General features: G+C 51.6%; 15 protein-coding genes. All 15 read left to right on the top strand.

The features are described 5' to 3' along the window. Positions 1 to 4: 4 nt before the first annotated feature. The 15 genes from M2407_RS04500 to M2407_RS04430 all read left to right on the top strand — a co-directional run bounded on the left by M2407_RS04500 (position 5) and on the right by M2407_RS04430 (position 15382). Positions 5 to 472 (top strand): phage tail protein, encoded by a 468-nt coding sequence (locus M2407_RS04500; protein WP_259216830.1) that lies wholly within the window; start codon positions 5 to 7, stop codon positions 470 to 472. Continuing rightward, entirely contained in the window at positions 460 to 915 is a 456-nt protein-coding gene (locus tag M2407_RS04495; RefSeq protein ID WP_259216829.1) for a phage virion morphogenesis protein, read from the top strand. Before M2407_RS04500 ends, M2407_RS04495 begins: the two co-directional genes overlap by 13 nt. A gap of 95 nt (positions 916 to 1010) precedes the next feature. After that, positions 1011 to 1649 carry a phage baseplate assembly protein V gene (locus M2407_RS04490; RefSeq protein WP_259216828.1) on the top strand — a complete coding sequence of 213 codons (639 nt, stop codon included), beginning with the start codon at positions 1011 to 1013 and terminating at the stop codon, positions 1647 to 1649. Further along, positions 1646 to 1993 carry a GPW/gp25 family protein gene (locus tag M2407_RS04485; RefSeq protein WP_112362410.1) on the top strand — a complete coding sequence of 116 codons (348 nt, stop codon included), beginning with the start codon at positions 1646 to 1648 and terminating at the stop codon, positions 1991 to 1993. Before M2407_RS04490 ends, M2407_RS04485 begins: the two co-directional genes overlap by 4 nt. After that, positions 1993 to 2901, top strand: a complete 909-nt coding sequence (locus tag M2407_RS04480) for a baseplate assembly protein (protein WP_259216827.1) — start codon at positions 1993 to 1995, stop codon at positions 2899 to 2901. The genes M2407_RS04485 and M2407_RS04480 overlap by 1 nt, the downstream gene beginning before the upstream one ends. After that, a complete protein-coding gene (locus M2407_RS04475; protein WP_259216826.1) occupies positions 2894 to 3493 on the top strand; it encodes a phage tail protein I in 600 nt (199 codons plus the stop codon). The genes M2407_RS04480 and M2407_RS04475 overlap by 8 nt, the downstream gene beginning before the upstream one ends. 1 nt (position 3494) lies before the next feature. Beyond that, the gene (locus M2407_RS04470) at positions 3495 to 5642 is read left to right on the top strand and encodes a hypothetical protein (RefSeq protein ID WP_259216825.1); all 2148 of its coding nucleotides are present in this window, start codon (positions 3495 to 3497) and stop codon (positions 5640 to 5642) included. Positions 5643 to 5647: 5 nt separating this feature from the next. After that, positions 5648 to 6391 (top strand): hypothetical protein, encoded by a 744-nt coding sequence (locus tag M2407_RS04465; protein ID WP_259216823.1) that lies wholly within the window; start codon positions 5648 to 5650, stop codon positions 6389 to 6391. A 39-nt stretch (positions 6392 to 6430) separates the two neighbouring features. Next, the gene (locus tag M2407_RS04460; RefSeq protein ID WP_259216821.1) at positions 6431 to 7606 is read left to right on the top strand and encodes a phage tail protein; all 1176 of its coding nucleotides are present in this window, start codon (positions 6431 to 6433) and stop codon (positions 7604 to 7606) included. A gap of 284 nt (positions 7607 to 7890) precedes the next feature. Next, positions 7891 to 9762: an NACHT domain-containing NTPase gene (locus tag M2407_RS04455; protein ID WP_259216820.1), complete on the top strand. Its 1872-nt coding sequence runs from the start codon at positions 7891 to 7893 to the stop codon at positions 9760 to 9762. Between the two features lie 442 nt (positions 9763 to 10204). Next, positions 10205 to 11377 (top strand): phage tail sheath protein, encoded by a 1173-nt coding sequence (locus tag M2407_RS04450; protein ID WP_259216819.1) that lies wholly within the window; start codon positions 10205 to 10207, stop codon positions 11375 to 11377. Between the two features lie 10 nt (positions 11378 to 11387). Next, the gene (locus M2407_RS04445; protein WP_006322489.1) at positions 11388 to 11903 is read left to right on the top strand and encodes a phage major tail tube protein; all 516 of its coding nucleotides are present in this window, start codon (positions 11388 to 11390) and stop codon (positions 11901 to 11903) included. 77 nt (positions 11904 to 11980) lie between these two features. Continuing rightward, positions 11981 to 12334 carry a phage tail assembly protein gene (locus tag M2407_RS04440; RefSeq protein WP_259216818.1) on the top strand — a complete coding sequence of 118 codons (354 nt, stop codon included), beginning with the start codon at positions 11981 to 11983 and terminating at the stop codon, positions 12332 to 12334. An 11-nt stretch (positions 12335 to 12345) separates the two neighbouring features. After that, entirely contained in the window at positions 12346 to 12468 is a 123-nt protein-coding gene (locus tag M2407_RS04435; RefSeq protein ID WP_075205621.1) for a GpE family phage tail protein, read from the top strand. Further along, positions 12461 to 15382 carry a phage tail tape measure protein gene (locus M2407_RS04430; protein WP_259216817.1) on the top strand — a complete coding sequence of 974 codons (2922 nt, stop codon included), beginning with the start codon at positions 12461 to 12463 and terminating at the stop codon, positions 15380 to 15382. Before M2407_RS04435 ends, M2407_RS04430 begins: the two co-directional genes overlap by 8 nt. The last annotated feature ends 9 nt before the right edge of the window (positions 15383 to 15391 follow it).

Below are 15391 nucleotides of genomic sequence, written 5' to 3'. Positions count from 1 at the left end.
GATCATGTTAAAACCGGACTCACTTCGCGCGGCCCTGAGCGGTTCCGTAAAGTATGTGAAGCAAAACCCCGATTGTCTGCACATTTTTATCGATAAAGGGGTGATTTATTCCACCCTGGCCCCGTCGCTGTCCTTTGAATATCAGTACACGCTGAACCTTATCGTGACCAGCTATGCCGATGACGCCAATCTGTTGATCGTGCCCATCCTGCATTGGTTGCGTACCCATCAGCCCGATATCATGGCCAACCCGGATAAACGCGGCGATGGCTTCACCTTTGAAGCCGATTTCCTGAATAATGCCGCGCGGGATATCAGCATTGATCTGAAACTGACCGAACGTGTGATCGTCGGCGAGGACAACGGCAAGCTGAACGTCAGGCATGTGGATGAACCGCCGCCACCGCCGAGCGACCTCAGCAGTTATGAAATCTGGATGGAAGGCCGCATGGTGGCAGCATGGGCGGCTTAAGCGACTTCCAGGCGCTGGACGAAACGCTGTCCGTATTGCTCCAGCAGCTTTCCCCGCAGTCCCGCCAGGTATTTACCCGCCAGGTGGCCAAAGAGCTGCGCCAGCGCCAGCAAAAGCACATTCAGGAACAGAAGAACCCGGACGGTTCGCCGTACATACCGCGTAAAAACAAACGGCAGGACAAGCACGGGCGCATCCGCCGCAAGATGTTTACCCGGCTGCGCACTGCGCGTTTTATGAAAACAGAATCCAACACCGATGAAGCCGCCGTAACGTTTGCCCCCGGTGTGACCAATTTATCCGCCGTCCACCATTACGGCCTGCGGGATAAAGTCAGCCCAGACGGCCCCACCGTGCGCTATGCGCGCCGGCAGTTGTTGGGCTTCACCGATGCCGATATTGAATGGATTAAGGATCTGGCGTTGACGCACATCGCCAAATAATCACCCCGCCTTTCTGACCACGTCACCGCCTTGTGCCATCGCTGGCACAAGGCACACAAAATGCCCCACGCGCCCGCACGCGGCACACTGGCAGCATGAAAGCATCCATCGCCGAACTAAAACGCCTCCTGGCTAACATTGTGCGCATTGGCACCGTCTCCGAAGTGGACACGGCCAAAGGCCTGTGCCGCGTGAAAATCGGGAAAAATGAAACCGACTGGCTGAACTGGTTGACGCTGCGTGCCGGTCGCGTGCGCTTTTGGTCTGCCCCATCGGTTGGCGAACAGGTAATTGTGCTGAGCATCTTCGGTGATTTGACCACCGGCTTTGTACTGCCGGGCGTATTTTCCGATCAGTATCCCGCCGCCTCGGCGTCACCCGATGCTGTTCGCCTGGATTTCCCCGACGGCGCTGTCATTGAGTACGAACCTGAAAACGGCACGCTGACGGCAAAGGGCATGAAACAGGCCGATATTCAGGCATCTGAAAAAATCATCGCCACCGCCAACGTCGTGATGGTGACGGCCAGCCAGATGATCACCCTGGATGCGCCCGTCGTGGAATGCACCAATAAATTGATTGCCGGCTCACTGTTGCTCAAGTACGGCGGCGAAATGTACGGGAATATCACCCACACCGGCGGCAGCTTTAATTCCAACGGCGTGATCATCCACATCCATTATCACGGCAACGTGCAGAACGGCGGCGGTAACACAGGGGGGCCAGCATCATGATGTATCTCGGCATGAACCGTAACGATGGCCAGGCTATCAGCGAGATCGAACACATCCGCCAATCGGTCAGCGATATCTTGATCACGCCTGTCGGTAGTCGTGTCATGCGCCGTGACTACGGTTCGCAGCTATCGACCCTGATTGATCAGCCACAAAACCCCGCGCTTAACCTCCAGATGATGGCCGCCATTTATGGCGCGGTTCTTCGCTGGGAAACCCGCATTTCCCTCACTGCGATCAATCTCGCTTCCAGCGTTGACGGGGAAATGGTGGTTGATTTGGTCGGCAACCGGACGGACACCGCCGGGCGTATCCAGTTCTCATTACCTGTCAGGGGGCAATAATGGCCACCATTGATCTGAGCCAACTCCCCCGCCCCAATGTCATTGAGGCATTGGATTTTGAGACGCTATTTTCCGAACGAAAAGAGCGGTTAATCAGTCTGTATCCCGAAGAAGAACGGGAGGCGGTACGCCGCACATTGGGTTTTGAATCCGAGCCGATCGTCAAAATCCTGCAAGAGTCAGCTTATCGGGAGATGTTATTGCGCCAGCGCGTCAACGAAGCTGCGCAGGCGGTCATGGTGGCCTACGCCATCGGTAATGACCTTGAACAGCTTGGTGCAAACAACAACACGCCACGATTAACGATCGTCCCGGCAGATGACGAAGCTATCCCGCCAGTTGAGGAAGTGAAGGAATCGGACGCCGATTACCGCCAGCGCATCCCGGCGGCCTTTGAAGGGATGAGCGTCGCCGGCCCGACCGGGGCGTATGAGTTTCATGCACAAAGTGCGGACGGTAAAGTCGCGGATGCTTCGGCCATCAGTCCCGCCCCGGCAGAAGTCACGATCAGCGTTTTGTCTCGCGACGGTGACGGCACCGCATCCCCCGAACTGTTGGCCACCGTCAGCGCCGCATTGAATGACGAGGCAGTCCGCCCGGTGGCTGATCGGTTGACCGTGCAATCCGCCCAGATCGTCAATTACCAGATCGACGCCACGCTGTACGTTTACCCCGGCCCGGCAATCGAACCCATCATGGCCGATGCTAAACTGCGCCTTAAAAGCTACATCAACGAGCAACGCCGGCTAGGCCGCGATATTCGCCTGTCGGCCATCTATGCGGCGCTGCATACCCAGGGCGTGCAACGCGTTGAACTGGCGGCCCCCCTGGCTGACGTGGTGTTAGACCGCACTCAGGCGGCCAACTGTACCGATTACCGCATCCGGATCGGCGGTTCCGATGAATAGCCTGTTGCCGTCCGGTTCGACCCCGCTTGAACGACGCGCGGCACAAGCCTGCGCCGGCATCAGCGATCTAAATACCCCACTGCGTGACCTGTGGAACCCTGACCGCTGTCCGGTCAAGTTCCTGCCCTATCTGGCCTGGGCTTTTTCGGTCGATCGCTGGGATGAGAAATGGACGCCAGCGGAAAAGCGCAAGGCCGTCAAAGACGCCTTTTATATCCATCGCCGCAAAGGAACGATCGCCGCCATCCGGCGCGTGATTGAGGCCATGGGCTATTCAATGTCAATCGCCGAATGGTGGCAGGTTGCCGACCCGCTCGGCACGTTCCGTCTCACTATCGACGTGAACGAGGTCGGGATCACGGAGGAAATTGTCCGTGAGCTTGAACGGTTGATCGGTGATGCCAGACCCGTTAGCCGACACATTGCACAACTGAGTATCGCGACAGAGGTCAGCGGCTTTATTTATTCCGCCGTCTCTGTGCATGACGGCGATATCGTCACTGTCTACCCTGCCGATTACGAGCCGGACGACAGCATTAAATACAACAGCGTTGCCAATTTCAGCGGCGGTTATCACTACTCCGGGGAGTAATATGACAAAAATTACCGAAAGTGGACGCTGGGAAGAGAGCGTTTATCAAATTCAGCGTGGGGATAAAGTAAAAGGTGGTCGTGACGGTGTTGCTAATATCCAGCCGCAGCAGTTGGCGAATCGCACCCAATATTTAAAACAGGCTATTGAAGGGCTATCCGTTGGCGAGCAGCCTTTTGATAATGAGGAAAAAGCGCAGGCCAAAATTAATGACGGCAGTATCACCTTAAACGCACGTTTCTCTGTACGTATTGAAAACGCCGATGCCTGGGTAGCTGAATATAAAAATATTGACGGTAAAGCCACACCAACCGGAAGAACATTACCGTCAGGTGAACTGGTAAAAAAGGTCACGGATTACTTTCACGTTAATGAGGAAATCAGCAATCTTCTGCTAGATATTGTTGATGATGACTACTTTTCAGTGTGGCGTTTATTTGATAATGGCGCATTTGGCACAATTAAAAGCCTGCTCTCTCCCCAAGGTATTTTTCTTGATGACCTGAAAATAACACATGTGGGCGATCGGCCTGGTGTGATCTATCAGGATATCGATGATTTTATTGTTGAGATTGTCAGCGCTGCGGGCGACGTTGCACCGGGTGCGCTACAAGGGCACGGTGCGTTTTCAACCCAAACAACGCACGACGCCTGGCTACGGCTTGAAGACGTCGACGGTTTTTTTAAAGATTACATCGATCTTGATGGGAACCTGCTCGGCAGTGGCAGTGCTGCGGCTGAGTTTGATCTCGTCGCTTACGACGCGCAAAACAAAGCCTATTCGCAATCAGTGCGCGACCAGTATAACGCCGACATTCAGCGCCTTGTTTCCGCCTTAAACCACCTGGTGTTGTACAGTCAAAGCCTCGGCACGCAGCAGGAGGGCTGGCCCGCGCTCAGCGATGAGCCGATCGCCGGTTATGATAATTTGATGCTGGGTGATAGCGTGCGTCCTTCCAGCCGCACCGATCCCGAATTTGCCCCACTCGGCGAAGCGGTGTTGAAGCCATTAAAGGCTGTAGTGCAATCCGGCTCTGGTGATCGCGTGATTACCAATGACGAAACCGCCGCTTTGCAACCAGGCGCGGGTAATGAAGGTGAAGGCGGTGCGGCTCTGGGGAACTTCCTTCGCAAGCTTTGGCTGCAAAAGAACTGTCTGGAGCAAGACCCAACCCGGCGTTTTGTTGTATCAAGCACCGGCGTTAATGGACGAACCATTGAAGAACTATCAAAAGGTGCAAATCCAGAACTTTATCAGCGTCCCCTACAGGCGGTTCAGCAGGTCAAGAATATTGCCGATCAGATGGGTGTCAGCTATGCCATCGCTGCCTTTATCTTTCTCCAGGGTGAGTGGAATTACAACGGGACACGCGGCGGTGTGCAAACCAAGGCAGGTTACAGAGGGAAACTAGAGACGCTATTCCCGAACATGACCAACAATATGGCCTATGGTATTGCCGGCCAGAAATCCCCACCTGCGATATTCATGTACCAGACCGGCGGCGGGTATACCGTCGATAAATACGATCTGGCTATCGGCATGGCGCAGTGGGAATTCTGCAAGGAAAATAAGAATGCATACCTTGTCACCCCATCTTATCCATATCCGGATAAAGGCGGTCATTTGACCGGTAATGGCTACCGCTGGATGGACATGCAATTTGCCAAGGTTATGCACCGGGTGCTGAACGAGGGCCAGGGATGGGAAGCACTCGGCCCTATCCGAATCATCCGTATCGGTCGAGTCGTTTATGTGCTGTATCACGTACCCAGTCCACCCCTGCAATTCCGCCCCGCGTATGTGGGAAGAACGCCGACGATATATGCAGACAAGGGTTTTCGCGTCACAGACTCCACGGATTCGGCTGTCCCAATTGAATCCGTAGAAATTGCCGCTGACACCATCATAAAAATCACCCTGGCGGCTGAACCTGTAGGCGCTGCAAAACTATGGTATGGCGATAAAACAGCCCATAACGGCAACGGGAATGTATTCGACAGCGATCCTTTCGCGTCACTGGCAACTTACGAATATAAGGCAGGTTCTGGACAATATGCTGATGAAAATATACCTGAACTGGTTGGTAAGCCTTACCCATTAAATAACCCATCGGTGCAATTCTGTGAGCCGATCGAGATCGGAGAATAATTATTATGGTCATGGTCATTAAATCAAACGTTGCCGGCGCGTCTATTTCAAAACCGGATGGATGGAATCCCCCTTTCAGCACCGAAGGGTTGAAATATGCCAACATCTTTGGCCGAGGAAACCTGACGGCCAACCTGGCACCCGGCGGGGCGCCAGCAATAGCCTACGGAAACCCGACGCAGAAAGGCGAGGCTTTCGAATTTTCGACTAGCAATTACCTGGATACTCGCGTACCGACCAGCGAGAAAGCCACGCTGATTTCAATCGCCACCAATACCGACTCAACGCAAACTAGCCGTTGCTTTTTGATTTCGAGCTTCAAAGGTAGCTCCGATGCGGGCAAGTCACTGGTAACACAAGGGCCTACGCCATCAGCGCTCTATATGTATTCGCACTACAAAGGAACCGGCGCGGATGGCAGTCCGTGGAGCAATGCATACAGTGCCGGCTTAAATACACTGAGCACTGACCGCAGTCCGGCATTTTTCTATGGCAGAGATCTGGGTAACGCTCTGCACCTTGGTGACTTGACCAACGCAAAAGCAAAAGTTTCAGCGCCTGGTTTACCGATAACCTCTTTCGCAAACCCGGCGCTCACTTATTTCATCGGCCAAAGTCGTGTTGAGGGTTCCCCAAAGCACCTCCAGTATGCAGACCTGATTTTTGATCGCGTACTGAGCGATGAAGAATTGATGCAGATTTACCTGTATTTCAAGGGATATTACAGCCGCCGCGGGATCTCCATTTAATGAATCGTGAGAAAACAACTGGATAATGGAGGCTTGAGCGTGAACGATAAAAAATACAGCGCAGTGATCACCGATGCTGGCGCAGAACGGCTGGCAAACGCTGCCGTCACGGGCACGCCAATAGCGATTAATGAGATGGCCGTCGGCGACGGTGGCGGGCAGCTACCGCAACCGAACGCTGCCAGCGCCAGGCTGATCGGCGAGCAATATCGCGGCGAGCTAAATAAGTTGGTGATTGCTGATAAAGACGCCAGTGTCATAGAGGCAGAAATGATCATGCCGCCACAGATTGGCGGCTTCTGGCTCCGTGAGTTAGCGCTATACGCAGACGATGGCGAATGCATCGCCGTCGGTAACATGCCGGAAACCTATAAGCCACTGCTGGCTGAGGGGTCGGGCCGCTTCCAGATTATCAGGATGCAGTTGAAAGTCAGCAGCACAGCGACTGTGGAACTGATTGCTGATCCGTCTGTTATTTTGGCAACGGTCGAAGACGTCAATACTCTGGAAGAAAAGGTCAAAGACTATACCGATGAGCAACTGTCAGACCATGAACAATCGCGCAACCACCCGGACGCAACGCTGACAGCAAAGGGCTTTACCCAGTTGAGCAATGCCACGGACAGTGATAGCGAAGACTTAGCCGCAACGCCGGCAGCAATCAAAGCGGCAATCAAAGCCGCAGTCGCCGCAGCAGTGAGCCAGGCATGGGAGCTGGATAACCCAGTCGGATCTTCTCGTCTGTTCAACCAAAACCTGAACCCCAATGAACGTTGGCCGTGGTCAACGTGGGAGTATGCCGGCGATCACCTGACGATCAGAACGGCGAAAGCAGACGGCTCCGATGTTGGCGCTCTGGGTGGTAGCGACACCGTGACAATTGCGCGTGCAAATCTGCCGGAGGAAGAAATCAGCGTGTCAGGGACGGCACAAGATACCGACCTTGGGACTAAACGCACCAAGTCTGGCGGTAATCACTCTCATCATGGCGTACCTAAACGCAACAGTGATTATGAGCTGGGCGGTAACAATCGGGTATTCTTCGATCCTTATCAGGAAGGCGACACGGACGAAGCCGGCGAACACGATCACGAAATGGAGTTAGGCCCACACGGCCACCCCGTTTCGGGGAAAACTGATGCGCTGGGCCAAGGACAGGCGATCAGCATCGTTGAGCGGCATAAGCTGCAAATGCTTTGGCACCGAGTAGCATAGCTGTATTCGCTCAGACCTCAACTGACAGTCGGTTTTGAGCGAAAAGCGGAAGTGGCCTTATGTCATCAAGGGCTAAGAGACGGAGTCGCCAACTAAAAGGATGACTACCAAAGTAGTGGCGATTCACTTGCTATTGAGCATCACTACTTCACCCTTCGCTACCCGGTCATAAACCGTCTGCCAGCTAACCCCAATGTGACGAGCGTCGGCCATTTTCGTTAATAGGATTTAAAATTTTCCATTTTTGGGATAAGGTTATAAAAATTCTAATGATGAGAAAAAAAATGGATCCATTACTTGCCCAAATAATTGTCAGTGGCACTGGCGAAGCAGTAAAAGTCATGACCGAGAAACTCCTTTCTTCTAGATGGCTTAAAGGGACCGAGAACTCCATTGGGATAATTGAACAATTAGACCAATTTGAAATCAGAAGTAAATATATAGAGAAACATGTATCCAATGCGCTACGTATGAGAACTCTCCACCAGAGAGAGCATGACATTCTACTTGATGATATCTATTTCCCTCTAACAATAAAAAATGCAGCAAACAACGATGAGTTCATAATTAATGACGATTGTATTATATCTCACCAGCGAATTTTAAATATCGTTGGCATTGCAGGTCAAGGTAAAAGCACTATACTAAGAAAGTTATTTCTAAATGAAATAAAGCTCAAAAATAGAATCCCATTTTTTTTGGAGCTAAGAAGAATTGAAAAAGGGACTGTATTAGATTTTTTCAAACTGACGCTTGAATCGCTTGGTGTTGATATAAATCGTTCGCATAACCATGTTGAACTACTTCTACAATCAGGAAAGATTATTTTAATGCTTGATGGGTTCGATGAAGTAAAAGCTAACTCAAGGTTTAAAATACTGTCTCAGATAAAAGAATTAAATATCAGATATAATTGCCCTATTATAGTTACAAGCCGCCCAGAAACTGAGGTATGCAGAGAGACATCCATTAATAACTTAATAGTTAAAGAGTTGGATGAGGAAAGCCAACTTGGCATATTAAAAGTATTATCCAATCAAACTGAATTTAATGAGTTATCTAGTGTAATTAGTGACAACCCTCAACTAAAAGAAACTCTAAAAACACCAATCTTGATAAACCTCTTATATGTATGCTATCCATACTGGGATGAATTACCAAGTAATGTTGTTGAGTTTTATAACAAATTATACATTACTCTATATCTTAAGCATGATAGGATGAAATCTTGGGCTCGTGAACGTAAATCAACACTTAACACAGATGATTCACTATGGTGTTTTTCTGCCTTGTGCTATTTTTCGATGAAAGATGAAGTTTTTGAATTCGATACAATATCGCTTACAAAATATGCAAGGAAAGCCCTCAACGCTGCGAATATTAATACAAAAGAATGCGAGCTTTTTGTAGATGATATCATCAATATTACTTGTTTGATTCAGCAAGATGGTTTAGATCGGTATGTCTTCCTCCATAAATCAGTACAGGAATACCATGCCGCTTATACTATAAGTAATCTTCCAAAAGAAATAAAGATACAATTTTACGATTCGATTACAGAAAACTTATCATCAAATGACAAGTTCGATAACGTGCTAACTTTTTTACATTACATAGATAAAGATGCATTCCAAGAGCATATCTCTATAAAATACTTCGAAAAGTTAGGGTTAGCTGCCATTGCAAACGATGATATAAATGATGTTTGCAATTTTTTAATTAATAAAGTCGAAAAATTGAACATATATGCTGAAATCACCGAAAATGAACAAGTGTCATGGCAAGAGTTTGACATAATTTCTTCAGCTGTTGGGCTTGACGTCTTGCATCTTATGAAGGGTGGGCAGCGACTTTTTGATGATGTTCTAGATGATTCTATATTAGATACGGCAAATAACGAATTTCATATTTCCGAACTCGAAAAGTATGATTATTCCTTTGTTGCTAACCCACTAACGAAAAAAACTTCCGTAACGAGATTTAGAGTTAATATTGCCAACTTCATGATTGTAAATAATTTACTTTTAGATGCTGCAGAAATATTAAAAAAAATTTCCTTTGACTACTATCATTGCGTTTACATCCCATTAATCAAGGAAAAGAAAGAAAAGACAAAAGCATTATACAAAGAGTTTGAAATAAAGCGAGAGATCTGAAATAAATCATACTCTTGAATTTTGAAGCAGGACTATTTGATACAATCAATTAGCCCTGCCTCTAGTTTAAATAAAAATACACTCTCATTAAATCCTACCTTTTTTTCTTGTAAGTATCCCCGTAATCGTACAATTCACATTTATAGCGGCCACCTTCCATTGGTAAGTACAGATTAGTTTTGGCAACATCCGCTCAGGCACAAAGCTGCCTGTCAGATTGGATTTGGCTCTGTGATGTAGCTGCGTCAGTTCAAGTCTGAGCTCATGCACGCAAGCCTCGCACGGGGCTTTCATTTTTCGTTAAACGCAGTCATTGTTATGCATTCCCTCCACTTAAGCGCCCATCGCGCACCTTGTGCCATCCCTCACACAAAGCCCACCACATGCATTAACCGCCTGCCGCAGACACCATAGGGGAACACCGTTACAGGAGATCCACCTAATGGCTCAAGACTACCACCACGGCGTGCGCGTGCAGGAAATCAACGAAGGCACCCGCAGCATCACCACCGTCAGCACGGCTATTGTTGGGCTGGTCTGTACCGGTGATGACGCCGACGCAAAAACATTCCCGTTAAACACGCCCGTATTACTTACCGACATATTGACCGCCAGCGGTAAAGCCGGCGAATCAGGCACATTGGCCCGTTCCCTGGACGCCATCGGCGATCAGACAAAGCCCGTTATCATCGTTGTGCGTGTCGCCCAGGGTGAAACCGAAGCGGAAACCACCACCAATATCATCGGCGGCGTGACCACCGAAGGCAAAAAAACCGGCATGAAAGCCCTGTTGGCCGCGCAAAGCCAGCTTGGTGTAAAACCCCGCATTCTGGGTGTGCCTGGTCATGATAATGAGGCTGTAGCCTCTGAATTACTGGCTATCGCGCAAAGCCTGCGCGGCTTCGCTTACCTGAGCGCCTACGGCTGTAAAACCGTAGCAGAAGCCATCGACTACCGTAAAAATTTCAGCCAGCGTGAAGCTATGCTGATTTGGCCGGACTTCCTGAGCTGGGATAGCGTGACCAACGTATCGGCAACCGCCTACGCGACTGCCCGCGCATTGGGGCTGCGCGCCAAGATTGATGAGCAAACCGGCTGGCACAAAACCCTGTCAAACGTCGGCGTCAATGGCGTGACCGGCATCAACGCTGACGTGTATTGGGATTTGCAGGATACGGCCACCGACGCCAATCTGCTTAACCAAAACGACGTCACCACGTTGATCCGCAAAGATGGATTCCGTTTCTGGGGCTCCCGCACCTGCTCAGATGATCCGCTATTCCAGTTTGAAAACTACACCCGCACCGCGCAGGTGTTGGCTGACACCATGGCCGAAGCGCAAATGTGGGCCGTTGATCAGCCGATGCACCCTTCCCTGGCCAAAGACATTATCGAAGGCATCAAGGCCAAATTCCGTGAGCTGAAATCCGGCGGCTACATTATCGACGGCGACTGCTGGATGGATGATGCCGCCAACGATAAAGACACGTTGAAAGCAGGCAAGCTGCTCCTGGACTACAACTACACGCCAGTGCCGCCGCTTGAAAATCTGCTGCTGCGCCAGCGTATCACCGACCAATATCTGATGAATTTTCCTCAGAACGTGAACAGCTAAGGGGGACGCGATGGCCTTACCACGCAAACTGAAATTCCTGAACTTGTTCAACGACGCCAACAACTATCAGGGCGTCGTTGAAGAAATCACCCTACCGAAGCTGACGCGAAAGCTTGAACAGTATCGCGGCGGCGGCATGAACGGCAGCGCCGGTGTTGATCTGGGGATCGATGATGGCGCACTGGATGCTGAAATCACCCTCGGCGGCATTGAGGCCCAGCTTTATAAACAGTGGGGGATCGCCAAGGTTGATGGCGTACTGCTGCGTTTTGTAGGCTCTTTCCAGCGCGATGACACCGGTGAGATTGTCGCCGTAGAAGTGGTCATGCGTGGTCGTTTTTCTGAGTTCGATTTTGGCAACTACAAGCAGGGTGACAACACGCAAACCAAACTCAGCGCCAAGAATACCTATTACAAGCTGACGATGGACGGCGCTGTCCTGCTTGAAATCGACGTGGTGAACATGATCGAAATCGTGGATGGCGTCGACCGCCTGGCAGAACATCGCCGCGCTATCGGCTTGTAACTGCCCTGCCCACTTGCACAGGTGTTTTCGTGGCCCCGGCCTGGGGCCGGTAAACCAGACAAAATGAAGGTTAAACAATGAAAAACGATAAATCTGTAAACGTTGAAGTCAATGATGGCCAGGGCGATGCCGTTACTGATTTGCTGAACAAACCGGTGATCCTGGACATTCCAGTCCTGCGCGGCACCACGCAGATCACCGAAGTGACCGTGAACAAACCAAACGCCGGTGCGTTACGTGGCACCCGTTTGCAGGAGCTGATTGAAACTGACGTCAATTCACTGATTACCGTCCTGCCACGTATAACCTTCCCTGCCCTGACGGCTAACGAAGTCGCCAGCCTGGATCCGGCAGACCTGTATCAGTTGTCCCAAGCGCTGGCACTTTTTTTCTTACCGAGTTCGGTCAGAGCCGATTTCCTAAACAGCTAACCGTTGAAGATCTGACGGCAGACATTGCCGCCGTCTTCCACTGGCCGCCAACCGTGACCGACCTGATGCCGCTGGCCGAGCTGTTGGAATGGCGGCACAAAGCCATTATCCGCAGCGGGGCAAGTGATGAGTGACAAAAACCTCCGGTTGCAGGTTTTACTGAGTGCGGTCGATAAAATCACCCGCCCGTTCAAATCCATGCAGGCCAGCAATAAAGCGCTGGCCGCGTCTGTTAAAGCTACAAAAGACCAGTTAAAACAGCTTGATACCCAAGCCGGGAAAATTGACGGTTTCCGCAAGACAAAAACCCAGGTTGCTGCCGCCGCGCAAGCGCTAAGCACAGCCCGTGAAAAAGCGCGCGATCTGGCTGTAGCATTGAAATCCACAGACGGCCCGACCGCCAAGCAGGCCCGCCAATTTCAGAAGGCCAGGGAAGAAGCGGCCAAACTGCAACAGAAACTCGCGGATTTACGGCTTTCACTGCAAAACCAGCGTACCGCCCTGCAAAACAGCGGCGTGGCAACAAATCGATTGGGCGAGGCTCAGCGTTCTCTGCGGTCAAACATCACCGGGGTAACGGGCGCATTAGCTGCACAGCAAAAACGGCTAGACCAACAGGCCCAGCAACAAAAGCGGCTGAATGCCGCACGCCACCAGTTTGATGAAAGCAATCAGCGCAAAGTGATGGCCGCAGGGGTGGGCTATACGTCAATGGCCACCGGGCGCGCCATGGGCCGTGGACTGGTTGACGCCCTGCATGTGGGCTATGACTTCGATGCGATGATGAGTAAAACCCAGGCAGTGACGCGCATCCCAACCAAAGCCGATCCGCAAATGCAGTCATTACGGCACCAGGCGCGAACCCTGCCGCTATCGTCAAAATTCACCGATCTCCAGGTGGCTGAGGGGCAATATTTCCTTGGCAGAACGGGCTATTCACCCCAGCAAGTTTTAAAGGCGATGCCGGGGATGTTGAATCTGGCCGCTGCCGGCGACATTGACCTTGGCACCACTGCCGATATTGCGTCAAATATCCAAACCGCCATGGGGATCCCTGCGGAAAAGATGGACAGGGTGGCCGACGTGCTAACCGCCCTGTTTACCCGTAATAACGTTGATATTCCCATGCTGGGCGAATCACTGAAATATTCCGCCGGTGTGGGCCGCGAGTACGGGCAAAGCCTGGAAACCGTATCCGCTGCCACGGCCATTATGGGTAATGCCGGTATTCAGGGGAGCCAGGCGGGTACAGCGATGCGTGCCATTCTAAGCCGTATCGGTAACAGCGCCACGGTTAAAAAGCTGGGCGTAACAACCAAAGATAGAGACGGCAACATGCGTGATTTGGTCGATATTCTAAAAGATATCGACAAAAAAACGTCAAAAATGGGGAACGTCGATCGCGGCAAGATTTTTAAAGACATTGCCGGCATGTACGCGGTCACCGGATTTGGTGAACTGATGCGGGCGGTGTCAGACGGCAAGCTGCAACAGATGCGCGGCGCACCAGGTGAATACGACGGGGAGGCCCGGCGAGTTTCCAATACCATGCTGGATAACATGAAAGGCGACATGACGATGTTACATGCCGCCCTGGAAAATATCAGCGTCGAATTATTTGAGAAAAATGACGCCTGGCTGCGCAAAACGGCAAAAGGCATCAGCAACTTTTTACATGGCGTTGCTGAGTTCCTGAAAGCGCATCCGAAAGTCAGCGCCGCCCTCGTCAAGATTGGTGCGGCGGCGGCCATTTCAACCACCGTTTTTGGCACGCTGGCCATCGCCGTTGTCGGTCTGTTGGGGCCGTTCGCCCTGCTCCGATTTAGCACACGCATGTTGGGGATCCGCCTGCTGCCCAACCTGTCACTCAGCATGCTGAAATTTGCCAGCACCACCCCGATCACCACCAGGCAGGTTGGTAGTTTCAGCCGTTCACTGCTGGAAGCGGGAAAGAATGCACTGACCTTTTCTAAACAGCACCTTGGCAGCGCCGGACGCGCCGTCGCGTCTTTCGCATCATCACCGCTACAGACTGTAACCAAAGGGATTAAGGGCATTGGCCGCGTGTTTACCTGGCTGGCTACATCCCCGTTGCGCTTTTTGCGTTTTGCCCTGGGCGGCTTGGGAAGCATGTTCGGTATTTTGGTTAGCCCGCTTGGGTTGATTGCTGCTGCGGTCGTCGGCGCGGGCCTGCTGATTTATAAATATTGGAAACCCATCAAAGCATTCCTGGGCGGCGTGGTTGACGGTTTCAAAGCTGCGGCGGCCCCCATCAAAGACGCCTTTGCGCCGTTGATGCCGGTATTCACCTGGATTGGTGACAAGATTAAGGCCCTGTGGGGCTGGTTTACCGATCTGCTAACCCCGGTGAAGTCGACAAAAGACAACCTGGACAGTGCCGCATCGGCGGGGAAAAAGTTCGGCGAGTTTCTGGCATCAGGCATTGAATTAGCGCTTACACCGCTAAAGCTACTCACAGATTCAATTAAGTGGGTTTTAGACAAGCTAGATGAAGTTAAAGCCAAATCGGATAAAACCCGTCTATTAGCACAGACGAACCCCGGCGTTGCCGATGCGGCCCGCCGGGCCGGTGTGGTCATGACGCCAGGCCCGCAAGGCAATTCATCGGCAGCAATACGCAATAGGTATACCGGCGAGCACGACAGCGGCGGCAGGATCCCGCTGGGGAAATTTGGCGTAGTGGGCGAGTATGGCCCAGAAATTGTCAACGGGCCGGCGAATGTCACCAGTCGCAAGAATACCGCCGCCATGGCGGCAGTAGCCGCGTTATTTATGGGTGGCCCTGCTACCGCTGCGGACGCCCCCTTGCATCCCTACAGCCTGCCGGGGAGCCAATACCCGCGCGGGACTACTTCATCGCATCACCAGGGCGGTGATACCTACATCGACATTCACGCCCCTATTCAGATTGTCGCTCAGGCCCACCACAACCCGCAGGACATTGCGCGGGAAGTTGCTCGGCAACTGGATGCACGGGAACGGCAGGCAAGATCCAGGGCGAACAGCAATTTTAACGATATCGAGTGAGGACGATCA

Source organism: Serratia sp. BIGb0234, assembly GCF_024809915.1.
In the GTDB taxonomy this organism is placed as follows: domain Bacteria; phylum Pseudomonadota; class Gammaproteobacteria; order Enterobacterales; family Enterobacteriaceae; genus Serratia; species Serratia liquefaciens.
Note: the sequence above shows the minus strand (reverse complement) of the source record. Positions and strands in the feature narration are given on the sequence as shown.